The organism is Lysinibacillus sp. NPDC086135, from assembly GCF_044746345.1.
In the GTDB taxonomy this organism is placed as follows: Bacteria; Bacillota; Bacilli; order Bacillales_A; family Planococcaceae; genus Lysinibacillus.
Genome location: NZ_JBIVCA010000013.1, coordinates 24,889 through 46,407 on the forward strand (window position 1 = coordinate 24,889; position 21,519 = coordinate 46,407).

At 35.8% G+C, this 21,519-nt stretch carries 19 protein-coding genes, 1 riboswitch and 1 other annotated feature; of the genes, 15 read left to right on the forward strand and 4 right to left on the reverse strand.

Going from position 1 to position 21,519, the window contains the following annotated elements; all coding sequences use genetic code 11:
• Positions 1-248: 248 nt before the first annotated feature.
• The 3 genes from ACIPKN_RS16885 (at position 249) to ACIPKN_RS16895 (ending at position 3,209) form a co-directional block, all read left to right on the forward strand.
• Complete coding sequence (locus ACIPKN_RS16885) at positions 249-776, forward strand: TetR/AcrR family transcriptional regulator (protein WP_400938060.1); 528 nt, start codon at positions 249-251, stop codon at positions 774-776.
• A 74-nt stretch (positions 777-850) separates the two neighbouring features.
• A complete protein-coding gene (locus ACIPKN_RS16890) occupies positions 851-2,044 on the forward strand; it encodes an MFS transporter (protein ID WP_400938063.1) in 1,194 nt (397 codons plus the stop codon).
• Positions 2,045-2,738: 694 nt separating this feature from the next.
• Positions 2,739-3,209, forward strand: a complete 471-nt coding sequence (locus tag ACIPKN_RS16895; RefSeq protein ID WP_400938066.1) for an NUDIX hydrolase — start codon at positions 2,739-2,741, stop codon at positions 3,207-3,209.
• A 31-nt stretch (positions 3,210-3,240) separates the two neighbouring features.
• On the opposite strand, the gene ACIPKN_RS16900 is transcribed toward ACIPKN_RS16895, so the two are convergent.
• Complete coding sequence (locus ACIPKN_RS16900) at positions 3,241-4,416, reverse strand: aminotransferase class I/II-fold pyridoxal phosphate-dependent enzyme (protein ID WP_400938068.1); 1,176 nt, start codon at positions 4,414-4,416, stop codon at positions 3,241-3,243.
• A gap of 221 nt (positions 4,417-4,637) precedes the next feature.
• On the opposite strand from ACIPKN_RS16900, the gene ACIPKN_RS16905 reads away from it, so the two are divergent.
• Positions 4,638-5,453 (forward strand): hypothetical protein, encoded by an 816-nt coding sequence (locus tag ACIPKN_RS16905; RefSeq protein WP_400938071.1) that lies wholly within the window; start codon positions 4,638-4,640, stop codon positions 5,451-5,453.
• A gap of 47 nt (positions 5,454-5,500) precedes the next feature.
• Here the strand turns inward: ACIPKN_RS16905 and ACIPKN_RS16910 are convergent, their stop codons facing one another.
• Entirely contained in the window at positions 5,501-6,295 is a 795-nt protein-coding gene (locus ACIPKN_RS16910) for an enoyl-CoA hydratase/isomerase family protein (protein ID WP_142508085.1), read from the reverse strand.
• A 366-nt stretch (positions 6,296-6,661) separates the two neighbouring features.
• Between ACIPKN_RS16910 and ACIPKN_RS16915 the strand changes: the two genes are divergently transcribed.
• From ACIPKN_RS16915 to ACIPKN_RS16925, 3 genes are all read left to right on the forward strand, one after another.
• Positions 6,662-7,537, forward strand: a complete 876-nt coding sequence (locus tag ACIPKN_RS16915) for a tyrosine-type recombinase/integrase (protein ID WP_400938073.1) — start codon at positions 6,662-6,664, stop codon at positions 7,535-7,537.
• Positions 7,538-7,689: 152 nt separating this feature from the next.
• Positions 7,690-7,954: a binding site (T-box leader), on the forward strand.
• A 63-nt stretch (positions 7,955-8,017) separates the two neighbouring features.
• A complete protein-coding gene (locus tag ACIPKN_RS16920; protein WP_400938076.1) occupies positions 8,018-9,247 on the forward strand; it encodes an MFS transporter in 1,230 nt (409 codons plus the stop codon).
• Between the two features lie 71 nt (positions 9,248-9,318).
• Positions 9,319-9,732, forward strand: a complete 414-nt coding sequence (locus ACIPKN_RS16925; RefSeq protein ID WP_400938078.1) for a GNAT family N-acetyltransferase — start codon at positions 9,319-9,321, stop codon at positions 9,730-9,732.
• A 230-nt stretch (positions 9,733-9,962) separates the two neighbouring features.
• Here the strand turns inward: ACIPKN_RS16925 and ACIPKN_RS16930 are convergent, their stop codons facing one another.
• Together ACIPKN_RS16930 and ACIPKN_RS16935 are read right to left on the reverse strand one after the other, a co-directional pair.
• Positions 9,963-10,583, reverse strand: coding sequence for a sterol desaturase family protein (locus ACIPKN_RS16930; protein ID WP_400938080.1), 621 nt, complete (start codon positions 10,581-10,583; stop codon positions 9,963-9,965).
• A 27-nt stretch (positions 10,584-10,610) separates the two neighbouring features.
• Positions 10,611-11,288, reverse strand: a complete 678-nt coding sequence (locus ACIPKN_RS16935) for a GntR family transcriptional regulator (RefSeq protein WP_400938083.1) — start codon at positions 11,286-11,288, stop codon at positions 10,611-10,613.
• Positions 11,289-12,229: 941 nt separating this feature from the next.
• Here ACIPKN_RS16935 and metK point away from each other — a divergent pair.
• From metK to queE, 8 genes are all read left to right on the forward strand, one after another.
• On the forward strand, positions 12,230-13,405 hold the full coding sequence (metK, locus tag ACIPKN_RS16940; RefSeq protein ID WP_400938086.1) for a methionine adenosyltransferase: 1,176 nt from the start codon (positions 12,230-12,232) through the stop codon (positions 13,403-13,405).
• A complete protein-coding gene (locus ACIPKN_RS16945) occupies positions 13,405-14,901 on the forward strand; it encodes an aminotransferase class I/II-fold pyridoxal phosphate-dependent enzyme (protein WP_400938088.1) in 1,497 nt (498 codons plus the stop codon). The genes metK and ACIPKN_RS16945 overlap by 1 nt, the downstream gene beginning before the upstream one ends.
• Positions 14,898-15,332 carry an adenosylmethionine decarboxylase gene (gene speD, locus ACIPKN_RS16950; RefSeq protein ID WP_082172725.1) on the forward strand — a complete coding sequence of 145 codons (435 nt, stop codon included), beginning with the start codon at positions 14,898-14,900 and terminating at the stop codon, positions 15,330-15,332. The genes ACIPKN_RS16945 and speD overlap by 4 nt, the downstream gene beginning before the upstream one ends.
• Entirely contained in the window at positions 15,332-16,186 is an 855-nt protein-coding gene (gene speE / locus ACIPKN_RS16955; protein WP_400938091.1) for a polyamine aminopropyltransferase, read from the forward strand. The genes speD and speE overlap by 1 nt, the downstream gene beginning before the upstream one ends.
• 295 nt (positions 16,187-16,481) lie before the next feature.
• Positions 16,482-18,356, forward strand: a complete 1,875-nt coding sequence (locus ACIPKN_RS16960; RefSeq protein WP_400938093.1) for a leucine-rich repeat domain-containing protein — start codon at positions 16,482-16,484, stop codon at positions 18,354-18,356.
• Positions 18,357-18,531: 175 nt separating this feature from the next.
• A riboswitch (PreQ1 riboswitch) is annotated at positions 18,532-18,578 on the forward strand.
• A 264-nt stretch (positions 18,579-18,842) separates the two neighbouring features.
• Positions 18,843-19,502 (forward strand): 7-cyano-7-deazaguanine synthase QueC, encoded by a 660-nt coding sequence (gene queC, locus ACIPKN_RS16965; protein ID WP_400938095.1) that lies wholly within the window; start codon positions 18,843-18,845, stop codon positions 19,500-19,502.
• A gap of 3 nt (positions 19,503-19,505) precedes the next feature.
• On the forward strand, positions 19,506-19,979 hold the full coding sequence (gene queD / locus ACIPKN_RS16970) for a 6-carboxytetrahydropterin synthase QueD (RefSeq protein ID WP_400938097.1): 474 nt from the start codon (positions 19,506-19,508) through the stop codon (positions 19,977-19,979).
• Positions 19,972-20,700, forward strand: coding sequence for a 7-carboxy-7-deazaguanine synthase QueE (gene queE / locus ACIPKN_RS16975; RefSeq protein ID WP_400938099.1), 729 nt, complete (start codon positions 19,972-19,974; stop codon positions 20,698-20,700). Before queD ends, queE begins: the two co-directional genes overlap by 8 nt.
• Positions 20,701-21,519: the final 819 nt, after the last annotated feature.

A 21,519-nucleotide genomic window follows, 5' to 3' on the forward strand; every position in this document is an offset into this window, starting at 1 on the left:
ATGGTGCACGTAGGTAAGAAAGAATAAAACAAACAACGACAATTACAGAAAATACTAGAATGAAGGGTATAAGCTCACCACATATATGTCGATAAGGCAAGCGGAGAAGATTTTGATCGCCCGTATTGAGTCGAAAAAATAATACTGGACTATTCGTTCCGGAAATATTATAGTATTCTTATTGAAAGGAGGAATTTACCATCGGACGTTCAAAAGAGTTTGACGAGGAGCGCGTACTCCATAAGGCAATGTTAGTATTTTGGGAAAAAGGGTACGATGCAACAAGTATACCGGATTTGTTAAAAGCTATGGAATTAAGCAGATCAAGTTTGTACGAAACTTTTACGGACAAACAGACACTTTATATTGAGGCAATACACCAATACAAAAAATTCAATCAAAATAAACGCAACCTCTTGGTAAATGCGCCGTCAGCGAAAGTCGGAATACGGCAGTATTTTGATCTGCATATTACTTCTGCATTTGACGATGATTTGCCCAAAGGATGCTTGATTACAAAAGCAAGCATTGGCTTGGATTCACCGGATGAACAACTAAGCAAATTGATACGAGACAGCTTTGAGGAATTAGAACAGGCTTTCTATGAACTATTAAGTAAAGGACAGCAGACGGGAGAAATCGACCCTGAGAAAGATATTAAGGCTTTATCACATTTATTGCTTAATCTAAATCATAGTATCAAAGTAGTATCCAAGGTGAAAAACAACAAAAAAATTATTTATGACATGATGAATACCGTAATTGAGATGCTATAAATAATTTTTTTTTTGCGATTACTGGAATGATCATTCCAAAAATGCGACCAAAAAAAACTGAGGGAGAGTTTTCTATGCGTTCAATCACAAAACCAAAAGTAGAGAAACCTGTTTCATCGTGGATTATACTCATTCTTGCCATAGCTTGTGGCGTGATTGTTGCTAATCTTTATTATGCGCAGCCTTTAGTAGGACCCATCAGTGCTACACTCGGATTATCTTCCGGGGCAGCGGGCCTTATCGTCACGCTGACTCAAATTGGTTACGGAATCGGATTGTTATTTATCGTTCCTCTGGGAGATATCCTTGAAAACCGAAAACTTGTTGTTACGTTATTGCTTTTCACTGCAGTCGTGTTGGCGATTGCTGCTGTAGTTAAAAGCGCTACGCTATTTCTTGCAACTTCACTGTTTATCGGGTTAGGCTCAGTCGCTGCTCAAGTACTAGTACCGTATGCAGCTCATCTTTCGCCCGAAGCCACACGCGGCCGTAATGTGGGTAATGTTATGAGTGGCTTGTTACTTGGTATCATGCTAGCTCGTCCAATATCAAGTGTTATGACGGAGTTTATGGGCTGGCGGGCTATATTCATCTTTTCTGCAGCAATAATTTTTGTTCTGGCACTTCTATTAGTAAAGTTACTTCCTACAAGGCAGCCGATAACAACAACACAATATCCAACACTGCTGAAATCGATGTTGCATTTACTTAAAACGACACCAGTCCTGCAACGTAGAGCATTCTATCACTTTTGTGTGTTCGGAACTTTTAGTTTATTCTGGACAACTGTTCCTATGTTATTGACAAGTCCAATTTTTAATTTTTCCCAAAAAGAAGTTGCGCTGTTCGCATTGGTTGGGGTGTCTGGGGCGGTAGCTGCACCTGTGGCAGGCCATCTTGCTGATAAAGGTTGGGTTAGACCAGCTACTGGAGTAGCTTTAGCTTTAGTTATCATTTCTGTAATGCTACCCCTTATGATCCAAAGCGGCTCGACGTTTGCTTTAGTAACTTTGGTTGTTTCGGCCGTCCTTTTAGATATGGGGGTTTCTGCTAATCTGGTTCTTGGTCAACGCGCTATTTTCTCATTGGGAGCCGAGTTTCGAAGCCGACTTAATGGTTTATATATGGCCATTTTTTTTGGTGGCGGCGCTATAGGTTCTGCGACAGGAGCATGGGCATACGCCATGGTTGGCTGGAAAGCAGCAATATTGATTGGAATAGCTTTACCGACCATTGCGATGATTTATTATGCGACGGAGAAAAAGTAATTGAACTACGTGTGTTGATAGATGAAAAATGATGCTACACAATAAAAATGGGTCGTAGATGAAAAAAGGACTCCTTTATGATAACGGGTTCTGTTTTCGAGTCCAAAACTTAAAAAATCACGATAAAAGGGATATCAAATCGAAATGATTTGGATATCCTTTTTTTATTGATATAAAGCGACTTTTTAACAATTTTCATACGAATTGGTATATCAAATCGCATTAATAAAGTTACATTATAGAAAGTTCTTTAACGATGCGAATACATAATCTTTATTTTGCTCGAATTAGTTAACGTATTAATTTAAACAACTACGGTGCAGTTTATTTGAAGAAGCATTTTAAACACGTTAATTCTCGCTTCAGAGACATTTATCAATCAAAAATGTATAATATAGTTAATTAAACTTTTTGACGAACCTCCCCGTATGTTCAGGTGGCACAGGCAAAAGGTAATTTTACAGGTATTGAAGAAAAGATAAAGAAGTCGTTATACAATAAGCTGGGTACTTCACGAAATATCAAACCAAGTTGCACAAAAAGGTACTGCGAATTGTCTTCTTTGAAAGACATGGTGGAAATTTGATTGTAGCGACACAAAAGTGACTGGAGACTATGTGTTAGTGAAAATATCAGTCAATTTTAACGAATAAGAGCGTTGTATAAATGAAACTTACATTTAAAGGAGGATTTTATGGGATATATACAAGATTTGCGTAAAGTAGTTGGAACTCGACCATTAATTATGTGTGGTGCTTGTGTATTGGTCATTAATAATCGTCAACAGGTTTTAATGCAGCTTCGGAAAGATAATGGGTGTTGGGGGTTAATTGGGGGATCAATGGAGTTAGGTGAAACATTAGAGCAAGTTGCCCATCGAGAATTATTTGAGGAAACAGGACTAACTGCTAAAAGTCTACAATTAATCAACACGTATTCCGGACAAGATTTTTTTTATCAATATCCGCATGGTGATGAAGTTTATATCGTTGTTACAGCATTCGAATGTAAAGAATATAGTGGTCTCCTAGTTCATGATCAAAATGAGGCAACAATGCTACAATTTTACTCTTTAGATGATTTACCCAAAAATATTAGTCCTCCTGATAGACCGATACTTGAGGATTATATCGGTAACTATAGAAAAAGCCCTTCCAACCATTAAAGTTAGAAGGGTTTTCATATTGTTTATATGTTTATTTCTGTGATGTAATTTGCACTTGTGCTAAACGATCAACAGCTTCCTGCAACAATTCTTTCGGTTGTACTAAAGCTAAACGTAAGTAACCTTGTCCAGCCGAACCAAATACTGTACCAGGGACTGTCACGATACCAGCTTGTTCAATTATTTTAAATGCAAGCTCTGTGCAGTCAATATCGTACGGATATTTTGCCCAGACAAACATGCCACCGTCAGAAGGGGCTGCATCCCATCCTAATTCACGCAAGCCGTCCATTAATGTTTTATGGCGTTCTGAGAATATTGCACGTAGGCTTGCTGTAATTTCCTCTGCGTTATCAAGCGCTACGACCGCAGCATCTTGAATTGGTTCGAAAATACCGAAATCTAAATTTGATTTTAATTGTTTTAAAATCGAAATCATCTCGGCGTTACCCGCGATATAAGCGATACGTGTACCAGCAAGGCTAAAGCTTTTCGATAATGAGTTAATTTCCATCCCGACTTCTTTTGCTTCAGGAGTTGATAGGAAGCTAATCGGGCCATCACCTGTAAAGTAGAACTCAGAGTATGCCGCATCATGTAGAACGATGATGTTATATTTTTTAGCAAATGCAATGACTTTTTCAAAATAGGCTAATGAAGGCATTGCAGGTACTGGGTTACCTGGTAAGTTTAGAATTAGTAGCTTAGCTTTTTGCGCAATATCTTCAGGAACAGCATCTAAGTCTGGTAAATAATCGTTGTCAGCTGTTTGAGGCATATAGTAAGGTGTTGCCCCTGCTAGATGAATTCCTGCATCATAGGCAACGTAAGCTGGGTTTGTGGATAATACGATATCTCCTGGATCACAAAAGGCGATTGGTAAATGTACTAATCCTTCTTGAGAGCCAATCGTTTGAATGATTTCAGATGCGGGATCTAAATCTACATTGCTACGACGTTTATAATAACGACTAACTGCATCATAAAAACGTTGTGTGCCTGTTAAAGTATAGCCATAGGATTCTGCTAAACCCGCTCTATACGATAAATGCTCGCGAATTTTAGCGTCTGGGGGAAGGTCAGGGCTACCTAAGCTTAAATCTATTATTTTCATGCCTTTAGCTTCCTGTTGTTTAGCATGATTTTTTAAATCTCCGAAAATTGCTGGTTTAAATAATGACATTTTTTTAGATGGTACGATTTTCAAACTAGTACACTCCTTATAGTTGTATAACAGAATAGTAGTTCACATTTTATCATACTAAAGCACATAAAGGGAAAGTTATTCTGAAAAAAGAATATATTTCTAAATTAAAGAAGATGTGTGCCTATGCTAGCGGAAATGATTTAACTTATGTTGGGAATAATAATTTTAACGAAAAAAATGTTATGTTTCTGCTATCATGAAATGGAAAGGAGCTGTATAACATGAATGTATATTCTTTAAGTGGGCCAAGTGGAACAGGGAAAAGTACAAGCGCACTTGTTTTCGCCCATAAAATTGGGGTAGATGCTCTTATTGATGATGGTCTTCTTATTGTCAATGGTGTGAAAGTAGCGGGTATCTCCGCAAAATTTGAGAAAAATACGATAACAGCCGTTCGTCGAGCTATTTTTACAGATGATACACATTGCGAGGAAGTAAAAAACGCACTCGATACATATAAGGTACAGACAATTTTACTGATCGGTACGTCCGATAAAATGACAAAAACGATAGCTCGACAGCTAGAGCTTGGTCCTATCGATAAATTTTACTATGTTGAGGATGTGCGTTCCCAAAAAGAAATTGCAAAAGCGCGCTTTATTCGACAGACGCAGGGGATGCATGTAATGCCTATACCGTATCGACAAGTCGAGCAAAACTTTTTTAAACGACTCGTTCAAAGAGGGATCGAGATTTTCTCGTCAAAGCGTGAAAAAATAGGGGAGACGACAATTGTTCGCCCTGATTTTCAACAAGAGTATATCGATATTAGTAAGCATGTTTATGTGCAACTACTAACGTATTGCTGTGCAAAGCAAGATAATGTACAGAAAGTCGAGCACGTACATTTCGTATTAGGCGATCTAGCGCAAGCAACGATTACATTGCAGTTAAAGCTACCTATTAATTATTCCTTACCAGATCGATTGCATACATTACAAAAAACGATACAGGAGGAATTTTATAAGCATTTTGGTTATGAATTAGATGCCATTCATCTTCACATTAAGTCGGTAGCGTTAAAGCGAAAAGACTAAAAACAGGTACCTCCAATCGCTAATGGGGCGAGCAGAGTACCTGTTTTTTATTTTGATTGACGTGTAAATTGTGGCTGACGTTTTTCTACAAAGGCACTGCAGCCTTCCGCAAAATCCTTTCCGACAAACGGTGTTGAACCTTGCCATAATGTGGGTACACTGTCCACGCATTCTTGAACAGATTGCTTCACAGCCAGTAAAGATTCAGGTGACATTCCTGCAACAAGTTTACCCATGCGAATCATGTATTTATTTAAGTCTTTTTCAGTTACTAAATAGTTAAGCATGCCAATCTTAAAGGCTTCTTCAGCTTTAAACATACGACCAGTAAATACTAAATCTTTCGTCGTAGAAGGGCCAACTAGTTGAACTAAACGTTGTGCAAATTTGTTATTTAAAGTGATCCCTAATTTACCGACAGGGATGCCGAGCTTTGCCTTTTCAGAGCCGATGCGAATATCACAAGCTAGCGCAAGCTCTAAACCAGCCCCCATTGCGGGACCATTAATGACGCCAATCGTTGGAATCGGTAAACGCTCAATTGTGGATATCGTTTTTTCCATATGTACAAATGCTTCTTCGGCTTTTTCAAGGGATATGGCGTTGAATTCTTTAATATCAGAACCTGCCGTAAAATTTTCACCAGAGCCGCGTAAAATCAATACTTTATTTTTCGGATTATTTAATACTTGTAAAGCTATTTTTGCCAATTGATCCCACATATTTGCTGTTAGTGCGTTTTTAGCCTGTGGGCGATGGATCGTAATTATTGCTAGCCCAGCTGTTTCTTGATAAATAATTTTTGCGTCTTCTGCTTCAAGTCGAGTTGTTTTTACTTGCATACTTAAAAAACCCCCTACATGTATAGTTGATACTCTTATTATATAACACAAACAGCAATAAACACTAAATTATACGAATTTTCATGTAAATTAGCCCGGTTATACAAGAATAGGGTCATTTTAAAGAAATTGTCCTACAACAATGTGCGGAAAATTACTATTGTAAGAAAACAAAAGATGTGGGACACTGCTATAGGATCATTTGGTTCCTCATTTTGAAAGAAGCATTTGAACACGGGAAGCTGGATAGTGTATAAATACTACAGATTATCCGACATTATAATTTAAATAAATGAATTATTACTGACGCCCCCAAAATATAGTAAACTTATATAAAACACGCACAGTAACTAAGGGGGTCACAAGATGGTCACACTAGTGGAAGCATGGAATAGCTATTTTTTACTTTTAAACTCTTTGAAGAAAAGTGCGGCTACGAAAAAACAATACAATATAGATGGACAGCAATTTTTAGCGTTTGCTCATGAGAACAACTACTTGTATGTAGATCATCTTTTAAAAGAATTGTTATATATATATAGTAATTATTTGAAAGAGACCTACGCAAATGTCAACACGTTTAATCATAAAATTGCTACTTTACGGGGTTTTGTTGACTTTGTCTTTTTAAGAGAGTGGGTAGAGCCCTTTGACTATGAGGGCATTTTACAGCCAAAAAAGCGACAAAAAAAGGCTTTGAAATTACTGACGAAGAAACAATTGCTGCAAATTGCGAATGTCTGGCCAACTTATTTTCAATACGCTAAAACAAAGGAGCATGCTTGGCTAGCAAGACGTAATGGCTGCATTGTCCAACTACTAATGGAAACAGGATGTAAGCCTGCAGAGCTTGTCTGTATGAAATGGTCTCATATTGATTTTGAATCTTCGGTAGTTTTCATTGCTAATCAAAACGGGCGTAGAGCAATAAAGCTTTCTCCAATTTTAATGGGCATGTTGGTGCACTATAAAGAGGCAACTGAGGAATTACATGAAGATAAGCAAGGAGAATGGATTTGGGTAAGCGAGGTGAGTCAATCAAAAGCTATCTCAACAAAAACAATTGAGCGAATTTTCCAAACGATATCAAAGGATATCGTTACAAATGTGAGAGCAACGGATTTGCGCTACACTGTCATGCAAAAGGCATTTAAAAGTGAAAATACAGTCGAAAGTATTCAAGAAAAGATGGGCTATGTACGAAAATGGGTGCTTACTGAAAGACAGGGACGGTTTGAATAAAGATGGATATTTTGCATGAAGTAAATAAATTCTGTAACACCAATACTTTAAATGAAAATAATTCTGTATTTATCATGGAAAGAATAGTAGTGGTCATACTTTTTTGTATTGAATTTCAGTTTGGAATAGTATAAAATTTACAAAAATGCATATAAAAAGCTATGAAAAGAAGAGTAAACATATGTACTATCTACAGAGACCTCTGGTAGCTGAAAAAGAGGGATAGGAAATGTGTTGAACCAAGCCTTTGAGCTGTGTATAGGATTTGTTTATTGGAACAATGATGATGCAACGTATTCTCACGTTATAGAGATAGAGTATCGCAGGTGATTTATTCACAAAGCCGTACTCGATAAGGTTTCTGCAGCAATGTAGAAATGAAACTGGGGTGGCACCGCGATATGACTCGCCCCCAAGATAAATATCTTGGGGGTGAGTTTTTTATTTTGATTTTAAAAAAATAAAATAGGAGTGGTGATTATGTCCAGATGGAAATATCCTTTAATACTATTAGGAGGAATAGGCATTTCAAATGTGGGTGCATGGGTTTACCTAATTGCACTGAATTTAATAATATTGAACGAAACAGGTTCCCCGCTTGCAATTGCTTTATTATATATACTAAGTCCAATTGCAACTATATGTTCTAATGCTTGGTCAGGTAGCTTAATTGATCGGGTAAATACACGGCGACTTTTGATGAGATTAGACGTTTTCCGAGCAATATGTATTGCGTTAATTCCATTTTTACCTTCACTTATTTATGTTTATGTACTAGCGTTTATCATAAATATGGGAAGTGCTATTTTTCAACCTACATCTATGGTTTATATGACTAAACTTATACCAGAACAAGATCGGCAACGCTTTAATGCACTACGTAGTTTTATCAACTCTTGTGGTTCACTAATAGGTCCTGCTATTGCTGGGATTTTATTTTGGATGGGTACTCCTTATACTGCCATTCATGTAAATGCAGTGGCATTATTTATTTCAGCACTTATTATAATGATGCTACCTAATGTTGATACAAGACTCAAAGAGACAGAGGGGCAAAGATTTACTTGGGATATGATAAAAAGTGATGTTCGAATTGTTTTTAATTTCAGTAAGGACAATATTTATGTCACAAAAATATATTTATTATTTTGTTGCACTACTATATTCATGACTGCAATAGATTCTCTCGAGGCAGCATTTGCTAAAGGCGTACTTTCAATATCAGACACCAATTATGGGTTTTTATTAAGTGTCTTTGGAGCTGGAATAATAATAGGATCAATTATTAATTCCGTATTTTCAAAACAACTTGCAGTTAATCTTTTAATAGGTATTGGTACCATCTTTACCTCAATAGGTTATATAGTACTTTACAGTTCGAGTGGCTTTATTAGTGCAGTGCCTGGTGTATTTTTAATCGGTTTTGCTGTAACGTTTGCAAATACAGGGTATTTGACTTTCTATCAAAATCATGTCCCTGTGACGATGATGGGAAGATTCGGAAGCATCTTTAGTGTCATTGAGGCAGGTTTTATTGTTGCTTTCACGGTTTTAATAGGTTTAACTGCTGAGTTAACTTCAATCCGTCCTGTGGGGTTAATAGGTTCATTTTCCTTCTTCTTATTAGGGTTATTGGCATTAAAAACTGTATCAGGTGCAAAACGGCAGGAATATTTTATAAAAGATGCTTCTTCTTTAAACAGTAATTAAAAAAGGGCAGAAGTGCTGAATAAAGGTATTAGGAAACTTATTAATTAAAATCGTATAAAGGGGTCGAATAAATGAAATACATTGAATCCGAAAAGGTCACTGAAGTAGAAAAAGAACATATTTTTCAAGAATTATTAAAATACAATCTTGATAACATTGAAGATAAGGTAGTAAAAGATATTGGTCTTTTTGTAGAAGATGAAGAAGGAAATAGAGTTGCGGGGTTGATTGGTGATACACATGGAAATTGGTTAGAAGTGGAGTATTTATGGGTAAGTGAAAAACTTCGTGGACAGCATATTGGTACGGAATTGATGCGTAAAGCTGAGAAGATTGCTATTAATAGAGGATGCAAATATGCCTTCCTCAATACTTTTAGTTTTCAAGCACCTGATTTTTACGTGAAGCTAGGCTATGAAGAAGAATTTGTACTCAATGATTATCCGCTAATGGGTAAGCGATACTATTACACAAAAAAACTTTAAGATTCAATTGTTAATAAGAACGCTGAATAGGGTTAGTTTATTAAAGGCGATCGAGGAAGATACGGAGAAATTTAAGTAGAGGACTATTCTCGACTATGCAACAATCAAATCAATATGTATCATACAATCTAAGGACTTGTGAGTAAAATAACACACAAGTCCTTTTGTTATACTTCCTCAATCGCTCCTACAGCGCCTCCTACAAGACATATTTTTTATAATTCTATTTTCTAGTTGTCGCCGCGTTTCTCTAAATTTTTAGCAGTTTTACTTTGCTCAACATTCTTTTGTTTTTTAAAGGTACCCATGAGAAAATCATAGGCTGGGTTCGTAACACCATACCAGTAATTTTCATTTTTGAAATGATGCCATAAATGAACTTTTTTCATCCAACGTCCCCATGGAGATATTGGTCGAAGGGGGCGGTGAGCGATATAATGCTTCCACTCATAAAATAATAAAAAGAGCATGATGCCTGCTATAAATGCGTTTGTCATTACAAAGCTAGATGAAAAAATATAAAAAATGGCTGCTGCAATTACAATGTTTGGCACACTATACCATAAAGGTAAAAATAATAAATGTAATTCATTCGGCTTTGAATGGTGGTCGTAATGTAAACGTTTAAGCATTTTTAACAAAAATGTACTTTTTGGTGGTTTCAGATGAAAAAGAAACCTGTGTGTAACATACTCAGCTAAGGAATACATAATCATTCCTAGAATAAAAGCACCTAAATTTCCGATAGACGTTAAATGTAGAATCATCAATCCAAAACTAATAAGGAATAGACAGGTCATGATTAATATATCAGGATAGGAAAAATATTCTTTAAAATATTTCAATTTCATTTATCACGCCTCCAGTATTCTTTATTTTTATCTATCTTTCCAGAGTACTAAGCTTTTCGCCATGGTTGTCGTAGACAGCCTTTCCGCTTCCGTTGCATCTCCCTTTAATGCAGCGTTTAATAAGTCGCGGTAATAGTTGAAGGACAACACACGATGTTCTTTTACAGAAAAATATCTTTTTGCCATATCCATATAAATGGAATCGAAGCTATTTAAAATGAGTAGAAAGATTGGATTGACGGCAAGGCCAGCACACCTCTTTTGCAAATCCCAATCAAATGCTGCATAGCTTTCAGCACTATCTTCAAGCTGCTCTAGATTGGCAAGGAGAGCAACTACTTTAGGCTGATTAAACTTGACAGCATCACGAATATAAGTCGGAGCCAAAGAACTTCTTAATTCTAATAAGTACATGATAAATTCATCTGTTATGGTATGATGATTCTCAATAATATTAACAAGTGTCGTTAGATTCCCATTGCGCCAATAATCATTAACAACCGCAGGCATTCCTTTTCTCCCTGTTATCCACCCACCCCTTCCTAAACGTTGAAGAGCCTCCCGAATAGTTGGTCGACCAACACCAAATTTTTTGGCAAGCTCTCTTTCCGGCGGTAAAATACTTCCTACAAAATAAACACCAGCCAATATAGATCTAATTAATTCAGTTTCAATTTTATCTGAGGAGCGTTCCTTTTCTTTCAAATCCTCGTCCCCTTTGCTTAGTGGTAATACAAATTAAATACAGTGGTAATACCAAAAATTATATATCTAGTCTGAATTTTCTGTCAATAGAAAGTGAAAATTTTATAAAAAGGATTATCAAACAAGCAAGTAAAATACTTAGTAGATAATTATTTGCATCAAATAATTAATAGCAGGAGGGAAAGAGCATTAAATCAGCCTCCGCTAAGACAAATGAATTTTCAATCCATAGCTTTGGTGGCCATAGTGGTTTTAAAGAGAAGAAGTATCCTTTAGTGGAAAGCACCTAGTAGTTTAATAAATATGGTTAAAATTTAGTCAATCAACACACCATGTTCGAAAGAAAGAATCGTCAGGATCTTCTTATAACTGACCAAAAATAATATTCTGAATTATAGAAATTTGAATGATTTTTATCAATAAAAGACCTGAAAAATTCCTATATATTCCTCGATGAAATGAAATTTTTTATGTTTACAATATGTTATTTTGACACATCTATTAGCAAATTTAATAGGAGTTCATTCTATTATTAATATAAAAAACCTTCGAGTGCATCATTATTCATTTTTTATAATAATTATTAATGTGTGCAAAACGTTACACTTAGTATTTTTTAGTTCAAAAGGGTAAATGAAATAATTTTCATAGCGATTAATTATAAAAAAATAAATTGACACTCAAATGTTTATGACTTAATATGAGTCTCAGCATAATAATATAGCTCTTATTAATAACCGTTGAGACGAGGGGTCGAAGATACGGTGGCCAAACAATTTAGTTCATCATGAATTGAATCCAGTGGGCCGAACCTGAGCACAAAATTAAACTTTTGTGAACAATAAGAGGAACAGCAGCTGATAGTATTCGAAGCTTTCCTTAAAATTGGGTGAGCTTTTTTTTATGCCCTAAAAATCTATAATTGTTAGGAGCAGTTAAAATTGTCAGAAAAAGTATTATTCACATCGGAGTCTGTATCGGAAGGACATCCAGATAAAATTGCAGACCAAATCTCAGATGCAGTATTAGACGCAGCATTATCGCAAGATCCGCTATCACGTGTGGCATGTGAAGTATTCACAACTACAAACACAGTAATTGTTGGTGGAGAGATCACTACAAAAGCAGAACTAGATATCGAAAAAATTGCCCGTAATACCCTAATCGGCATTGGTTACACAGATGATAAGTTCGGCATTGATGGTCATAACTGCAATGTACAAGTTTTAGTACATACGCAATCTCCTGATATCGCAATGGGTGTTGATTCTTCAAGCGATACAAAAGAAGTTGGTGCTGGTGACCAAGGTATTATGTTCGGTTTTGCAACGAATGAAACTGAAAACTATATGCCTTTAGCAATTGAAATGGCACATATGCTTGTCAAACGTGCAACTGAGTTACGTAAAAATGGTCAATTCAAATGGGCTCGACCAGATATGAAATCACAAGTTACCATTGATTATTCGGATAGTATGCAACCTAAAATTGATACTGTTTTAATGTCAATCCAACATGATGATGATTTTGACCGAGTAGCATTCATTGATTACGTTACAGAAAATGTAATTAAAGCTGTTGCGAAGCAATTTGGTATGAATGAAGACTTCCGCATTTTAATTAATCCTACTGGTCGTTTCGTAGTAGGCGGACCACACGGAGATGCAGGTTTAACAGGACGTAAGATTATTGTTGATACTTATGGCGGCGCAGCTCGTCATGGTGGTGGCGCATTCTCTGGTAAAGACTGTACAAAAGTTGACCGTTCAGCGGCATACGCAGCGCGATACGTAGCAAAAAATATTGTTGCAGCAGGCTTGGCAGATAAATGTGAAATCCAATTATCATATGCAATTGGTGTAAGTGAACCAATTAGTATCGCTTTAGAAACATTTGGTACAGAAAAAGTAGCAAAAGAAGAAATTCTAACAGCGATTCGTCAATTATTCGACTTAACGCCAACTGGCATTATTAACATGCTAAATCTACGTAAACCACAATATCAACAAGTTGCAGCTTATGGTCACTTTGGACGTAGTGATGTCAACGTAACTTGGGAAAAAACAGACAAAGTTTCTCAATTAGAGCAACTCTTAACAGTTGCTATGGGCCAATAATGCAATGCGTGCAAAATCGAGTGGCTACAGCGGAATTTTTAGCCACTCAAGACCGCATGCCATTATTTGAAGCTTTAGTCAATTATACTAAACAAGATGTTACGCCGTTTGATGTACCTGGACATAAAATGGGGCTACATGAAAACCCATTAAAATGGACGCTTGGAGAAATGACATTAAGAATGGACGTAAACTCGATGAAGGAGCTTGATTTATTAAGTCATCCGGAATCGGTTATAAAAGAAGCTCAGCAATTAGCTGCACAAGCATTTAATGTAGACTACGCTTACTTTTTAGTAAATGGCACTACTGTAGGTATTCTCGCGATGATTTTAGCGACATGTAAACAAGGAGATACATTGATTGTACCTCGTAACTGCCATAAATCAGTTATGAACGGCATTATATTAAGCGGAGCAAAACCAGTATTTATTCAACCTGAAGTTGATCAACATTTTGGTATTGCACACGGAATATCAGTTGAAAATGTCAAAACAGCGCTTGCAGAAAATCCACAAGCGAAAGCTTTACTTGTAACGTATCCAACATATTTTGGATCGATGAATCAACTGCAAGAAATTTGTAAGCTTGCACATGAACAAAATGTAACCGTTATTGTTGATAGTGCACACGGAGCGCATTTAACATTTTTACCTGATGCAAACGATGCCATTAGTGCTGGTGCCGATGCAGTAACAGTCAGTATGCATAAAACCGGGGGTTCATTAACACAAAGTTCGCTTCTATTACTACAAGAAAAACGAATCGATTCGAAGCATTTGCAAAAAGTATTAAATATGCTGCAAACGACGAGTGCAAATTATTTATTAATGAGTTCTTTAGATGTAGCACGAAGAGAATTAGCGGTGTATGGACAACAACGTTATAGCCAATTAAAGTCAATTGTTGATGCGGCAATTGAGGAAATTGAAAATAATTCACGCTATGAAGTGCTAAAAGCTGAATATGTACAACAAAATTTCAATCAATCCTATGATTGGACGAAACTTGTTATTCGTGTGAACGATCTCGGTTTAACTGGTTTCGAAGTTTACACAATATTGAAACAACAATATGGCGTTCAAGTAGAACTTGCTGAAGGATATGTCATAATGGCAGTCATTAGTCATGTTGATACGAATGAAACAATCGGTAAATTAGTACATGCGTTAAAAGATATTGAACGTATTCACGCAAAAAAAGATGTGATTCAGTCAGCTTATGTGACAGCGAATCAAATTAATAAATTAGCAATGACACCGCAACAGGCGTGTAATGCTGAAACAGAAACAAAGTTAATTTATGATGCGGTAGGTCGAATTAGTGCAGATTCATTAATGATTTATCCACCGGGAATACCACTAATTATCCCTGGTGAAGTTATTTCAGAGGAAGTAGTAGAATTATATAACTTCTATTATCTTAATTTTGGGAATGTTCTGTTCGAAACGAAAGAAGAAAATTATATTACAGTCGTAAGGGAGACAAATAAATGAGCATTGAATTATCAACATTAGGAAGACACGTATTAATTGAATTTTATGGTTGCCCAAGTGAAATTATTGAGCAAAATGCATTAATCGAGCAGTTTATGAATGAAGCTGCTGACTATTCTGGGGCAACAATTGTAGAATCTTGCTTCCATCATTTCAACCCATATGGGGTTTCGGGTGCAGTAATTATTGCTGAATCACATTTAACGATTCATACTTGGCCAGAATACGGATTTGCTTCTGTAGATGTTTACACTTGTGGTGACTCAGTAAGTCCTTGGAAGGCAGCAGAATATTTAGAACAAAAACTGCAAGCGAAAAAGACAGAATCATTTGAAGTACCACGTGGAATGGCAGATAAAATTCGCCAATTTGCAGAACAAGAAATTGATACAATTCTAGTGAAACAAGAAGTATTAGAGGACGTGATTTAATGAAATGGTATACAGAACAATGGAGCGATAACTGTAAATTTTCAATCGGATACAACGAAGAGATTCATAGTGAACAATCTCCGTTCCAAAAAATCGATTTTTATAAAAGTGAAGAGTTTGGTACTTTCTTCACGTTAGACGGTTTGATGATGGTTAATGAAAAAGATGAGTTCGTTTATCACGATATGATTACGCACCCAGCATTCGCTACTAACCTAGATATAAAAAAGGTATTAATTATTGGTGGTGGTGATGGTGGGACTGCTCGTGAAGTACTACGTTACGAATCAGTAGAAAAAGTAGTTATGGTTGAAATCGATGAATTAGTATTCCGTTTAAGCCAAAAATACCTTCCAATTACAGCTGCAGGTGTCGAAGAAGATCCTCGTATGGAATTGATTTTCGATGATGGTTTAGCTTACGTTCAAAACGCAGCTGATCAATCATTCGATTTAATATTAGTAGATTCTACTGATCCAATTTCTGTCGGTGAAGGTTTATTTACAACAGCTTTTTATAAAGAATGCTACCGTGTATTAAATGAAAAAGGAATTTTAATTAACCAACACGAATCACCCTACTTCACGGAGTATGCAGAAAACATGCGTAAAGCACATAAAAAAATTAAAGGTATTTTCCCAATCGCAAGCGTATATCAATTCCATATGCCAACGTATCCATCAGGACACTGGCTATTCGGATTTGCTTCAAAAGCATTACATCCAATTAAAGATATTCAAGTAGATGCTTGGGACAAATTTGCTCTAAAAACGAAATATTACAACACAGATTTACACGTTGGTGCATTCGCACTTCCTACATTTGTGAAAGAAGCACTTGATCGCGATGAGTAAACCTTTAAACGTAAAAGCTTACTCTTACGTCAGAGGATTATAGAGACTTTGTGGAGCTTGTTGTGAAGTTGCGGCTTTGTTAGATTTATATTTCCAGTGCCGTATCACAAGTAATAGTAAACCAGAAGTTTAAACTTATTGTATAAAAAAGTGAATAAACAAAAAAAGTCGCCTTATGGGCGACTTTTTTTGTAGGTCTTAAGGTGGAAGATAATTAGTATTTAATAGAAATATTGACAATTATTTTTCGGACAACTAAGCTTAATTAAAAGTAGAGCTGGAGAGGGGATTGCCAGTGGAATTCATTAAATTAAATTGTCCGAATTGTAATGGAAAAATTGAATATAGAGAGGGACAATCATTCAAATGTCCTTTTTGTGAAACTGAAATAATGTTGAAAGAGAATAAAGTTTATTATGTTGATCAGACGATTAATAATTATTATGGTACAACTTCTGCGCATAAAGATACACGTCCAAAAACGAATTTAAAAGCGCTTTTAATAATACCGATTGTTATCCTTTGTACATTTCTTGGCTATGTTCTTTTGAGTGGCAATCAAACAGAATTTGGTAACCATAAGGAAATACCTATTCGGAAAATGCCAGAAAGCGAAGTTCTTTTATTCTTTTTAAAAGATATTTTTGATAAAGGTGAAGCAATGCCGTCTAAAGAAGAAATCGCAAGTATCCGTTATTTGAAGGCATACTATTCTGAAGATCAATGGCATTTTGATTACAGTCTTGACGATCCGTTTACAAATAAGCAAGCCAAAATTTCTACCTATATTATTATAGATAAGTTATTAAATACACAAAAAATTGAACAAAAAGATTTTGAAGCCTTTACAGGATTGACGGTATTGAATCTGATGGGCGATTATGAAATATCACAAAGTGAAAGTGTAAGCTTCCGACATCTGGAAGGTTTAAAAAGCTATACAGGTCGCTTTAATGAATCATTTAGTAAAATTGCTGACTATTTTAGTGATAAGTCTAATGTTGTAGAGCTCTCTATTCAAATTCGAAGTAATGATGAACTTGCTTTATTATTAGAATTTCCTAACCTTCAATCACTTGAAATTTCGTATCATACCGAGGAGGTTACAGATTTCCCACTTATGAATAAACTGCCTTTAAAATCATTGTCTTTAAAATTTGCCAACGATTTGAAGTGGTTGTCTCCGTTAAGTGATTTAGAGTCGTTAGCAATAGATTATAGTGAAGCAACAGATTTTAGCTCGTTCTATTCACTGAATCAATTACAAAATTTGAAACTTACAGCGGTAAAAAACTTAAAAACGCTTGATTTTATACAAAACATGCCTAGTTTGCAAACACTTGATCTTGAAAATATGGATATTACGAATGTAGAACGCCTTAGAAATAAGTCATCATTGACAAAGCTTCGCTTAGCTTCTCTTTATAAATTAGAATTGCTTGATATTATGAACAGCCTGACTTCACTGACCGATTTATCGATAACTGGTTATAGTGGCCAAATAGCACCGATTGTAGCACCAAATTTAAAAAAAGCAGTATTAACAAGTACTTTCCTACCTAAGTTAGAGGCACCTACTTTAAAAGATTTAACTGTTGATATAAGTGGGGCACAGTCGTATTTGAATGGAGCAGAATTACTGAAATACCCACAGCTAGAACAACTTACAGCGATGGAGTCAGGCGATTTTACAGGCATTCGTTCTTTAAATCGTCTACCAAATCTGCAAACTATAAATTTAAATGAAACAACTTTTTATGAAGAGACGAGTGAATTATTCAATTTACAACATGTAAAAACGTTAAATTGTAATGAGTGTAAGTTCCAATTTAATAGTCAAAATTCGTTTAACAACAACAAACTGGAACATTTAACTTTGAATAATGTATCCTTCCGAATAGATAATGGTGATTGGGTACATGAAGTTGATCAGGTAATGCCTTACTTTGTTGGCCTTACAGCTTTGCATTCATTCACTATCCAAGATAGTTCACTACAATCATTAAGTTTTATGGAAAAGTGGCAACAAATTGAGGAGCTTCATTTGGAAAATAACGCTATTTCGAATGTAGAGCCTTTAGTGAATTTGCCCAATTTGAAAAAGCTATATATTTTAGGAAATCAGGTACAAAATAAAGCAGTTCTAGACAATGGAATTATAATTTATTGAGGTAATGTGACTATCTATATATCCTCAAAATATGAATAAATTTAATCTCAGCAAAGTGTTTAGTGTACGGCTAAAATATAGGGCAATATAACAGTGTTTTTCCAGAAAGAAAAATCCGATTGACGTTTTATACTATTTTTTGTATTATATTGAAGAAAAGAATGCCCGGACTAGAACGGGAGAGGTTCATAGCAAATACCCTCTATAAAAAACTATGGAAACATGACAATATGCCATGTCCATATCGGACGTGGTTTTTTTTTATGTTTTTACTTATGTTTTAGTAGAATGATTGGTACTGCCTCTCTTGAAAAGTGTTGGGAAACATTTTACAAGGAGGTTTTTTTATGTCTTGCCGAAGCCGTGAAAATGGATTAAAGGATTGGACTTATTGGTACCAAGGCACACAATATTCGTTAAAAAAAAAATAAGAAGAAAGCAGCTCTTTCTTAGAGTGCTGTTCTCGATATAAGGGAGTTTTTATAGATGAAGCAGGAAAAAGCAATTGTTGTATTTAGTGGAGGTCAGGACAGTACAACCTGTTTGTTCTGGGCAAAAGAACGTTTTGAAGAAGTTGAGGCTGTTACTTTTGATTATGGTCAAAGGCATCGTCTTGAAATTGAATGTGCGAAGGAGATAGCACGGGAGCTCGGAGTTAAGCATCACATTCTTGATATGTCACTCCTGAATCAGCTTGCTCCGAATGCATTGACGCGACAAGACATAAAGGTAGAAGACGGAGAAAATGGTGAGCTTCCATCGACCTTTGTACCTGGCCGAAATCTTCTTTTTCTTTCATTTGCGGGCGTTTTAGCGAGCCAAGTAGGAGCTAAGCATATTGTAACTGGCGTTTGTGAAACGGATTTTAGTGGATATCCGGATTGCCGAGATGTTTTTATTAAATCCTTGAATGTAACGTTAAATTTATCGATGGATGATTCCTTTGTGATTGATACACCGTTGATGTGGCTGAATAAGGCACAAACATGGGAGCTTGCCGATCAATTTGGAGCACTTGAATTTATTCGGGAAAGAACGTTGACTTGCTATAATGGTGTAATAGCAGATGGCTGTGGTGAATGCCCAGCATGTAAACTGCGAAATAAAGGGCTTGATGAGTATTTGAGCTTCAGGAAGGAGTCTTAAAGCATGTCAGACTTTATAATTGTCGATAAACTCCAAAAAATAGATGAAGATATTCAAAGAAATCAATTGAACTATCATGCAAAGCGTGTACTCATAAGCAAAGAATTTACCTTCGATGCTGCTCATCATTTACACAATTATGAGGGGAAATGTAAAAACCTGCACGGTCATACGTATCGCGTAGTATTAGGACTGAGTGGATACACAGATGAACGCGGTTTGATGATTGATTTTGGCGATATAAAAGCAATATGGAAACAAAAAATAGAAATTCATTTGGATCACCGTTATTTAAATGAAACGCTTCCACCCATGAATACGACGGCAGAGAACATTGTTGTTTGGATTTACGAAAAGTTAACTGAGGCCTTGCTTGATAAACAAAGATATAACGGTGCTCGTGTAGAGTTTATCAGGCTATATGAAACTCCGACAAGCTATGCAGAAGCTAGACGGGAGTGGATGGAAGTTGAGTAAGGTACCTGTTATCGAGATTTTTGGACCGACGATTCAAGGTGAGGGAATGGTCGTTGGCCAGAAGACTATGTTTGTGAGAACTGCAGGCTGTGATTATTCCTGTTCTTGGTGTGATTCATCGTTTACGTGGGATGGTAGCGGAAAGTATCTTATCGTCCAAATGACAGCAGAAGAGATTTGGTCTGAGTTGAAAAGCCTTGGAGGCAGTGGTTTTTCATTTGTCACGATTTCAGGCGGCAATCCTGCACTCCATCAAAATTTGGAAGAACTCATTGCAATTTTAAAAGAAAATGACATAAAGGTCGGGGTAGAAACACAGGGAAGTAGGTGGCAAAAATGGATGTATGAGATTGATGAACTGACAATCTCACCAAAGCCACCTAGTTCTGGAATGACCACAGACTATTCGGTGCTCTCTGATATCTTCGAAAAGCTTAAAAATCGAAATAGTAATCACCATATATCTCTCAAAATAGTCGTATTTAATCAAGAGGATTACGATTATGCTAAACAAATTCACCATCGATATCCAATGATTCCTTTTTATCTTCAAGTCGGTAATGATGAGCTAACGTCGACTGACAATTCACGATTAATACTACATTTATTGGATAAATATCATGCACTGATTGATAGAGTGATTAATGATGAGGAATTCAGAGATGTCAAAGTACTACCACAGTTGCATGCCCTTGTTTGGGGGAATAAAAGAGGTGTATAGATAGTGTGTCATTACAAGAAATTGTATGGTGTTATCATTATTCATTAGGCTTCCATCAGATACGTGGTGTGAAAGTATAGGCAAATTTTTTATTAAAAGTGAGTTATAAGCTGAAACTATTTTAAATAGTGAATTCTTATTTAATGTCACACATTATATGTATAGAAATTAAAAGGATAGAAGAGCTTAAATAAATTCGCTCTATCTATCCTTTTTTACCACAGATATGACCCTATTTACTACAACAATTAAATCAATCGAATGTTGCAGTAATTTAAAAGAAGCTTATATCAATTATTAATTGTACATTAAGCCTATTTCTTAAACTTCTAAGTAATAAAAGATATAGGTTGTTTTCTAAAAGATTGTTGCTATTCAACTAACGAGGCAAGTTAATGAAAGGGAGTATTATTTTCCACTACAAATAATGGTACAATTTGGGTAAGAGGTGAGGTGAATGAGTCTTATTCTTTTTGCTTTTATTCACCTACTCATAGGATTAGTATTAATTTACTTTTATCGTAAATTACCAAAAGCAATAACTACATTTACATTTGTCTTTCTTACTATGAGTTTTTTTACTGGGGAGTCGTTTTATTAAAGTAACGGGGCAATTATTTTTTTCATTCGGATTAATGCACCTGGCGATTGCTTTATTCATTCCTAATTTAACAGGTTGGGGTGACCCTCCTGGTAAACTTACGACAGTTCTAAATGAAATAATTGGATGGGTTCCTTATACATTAAGTATTATATTATTTTCAATTGATGCTTTGATTCTTATTTATGATTTATGGCAAACAAGACAAAGTGAAAGAA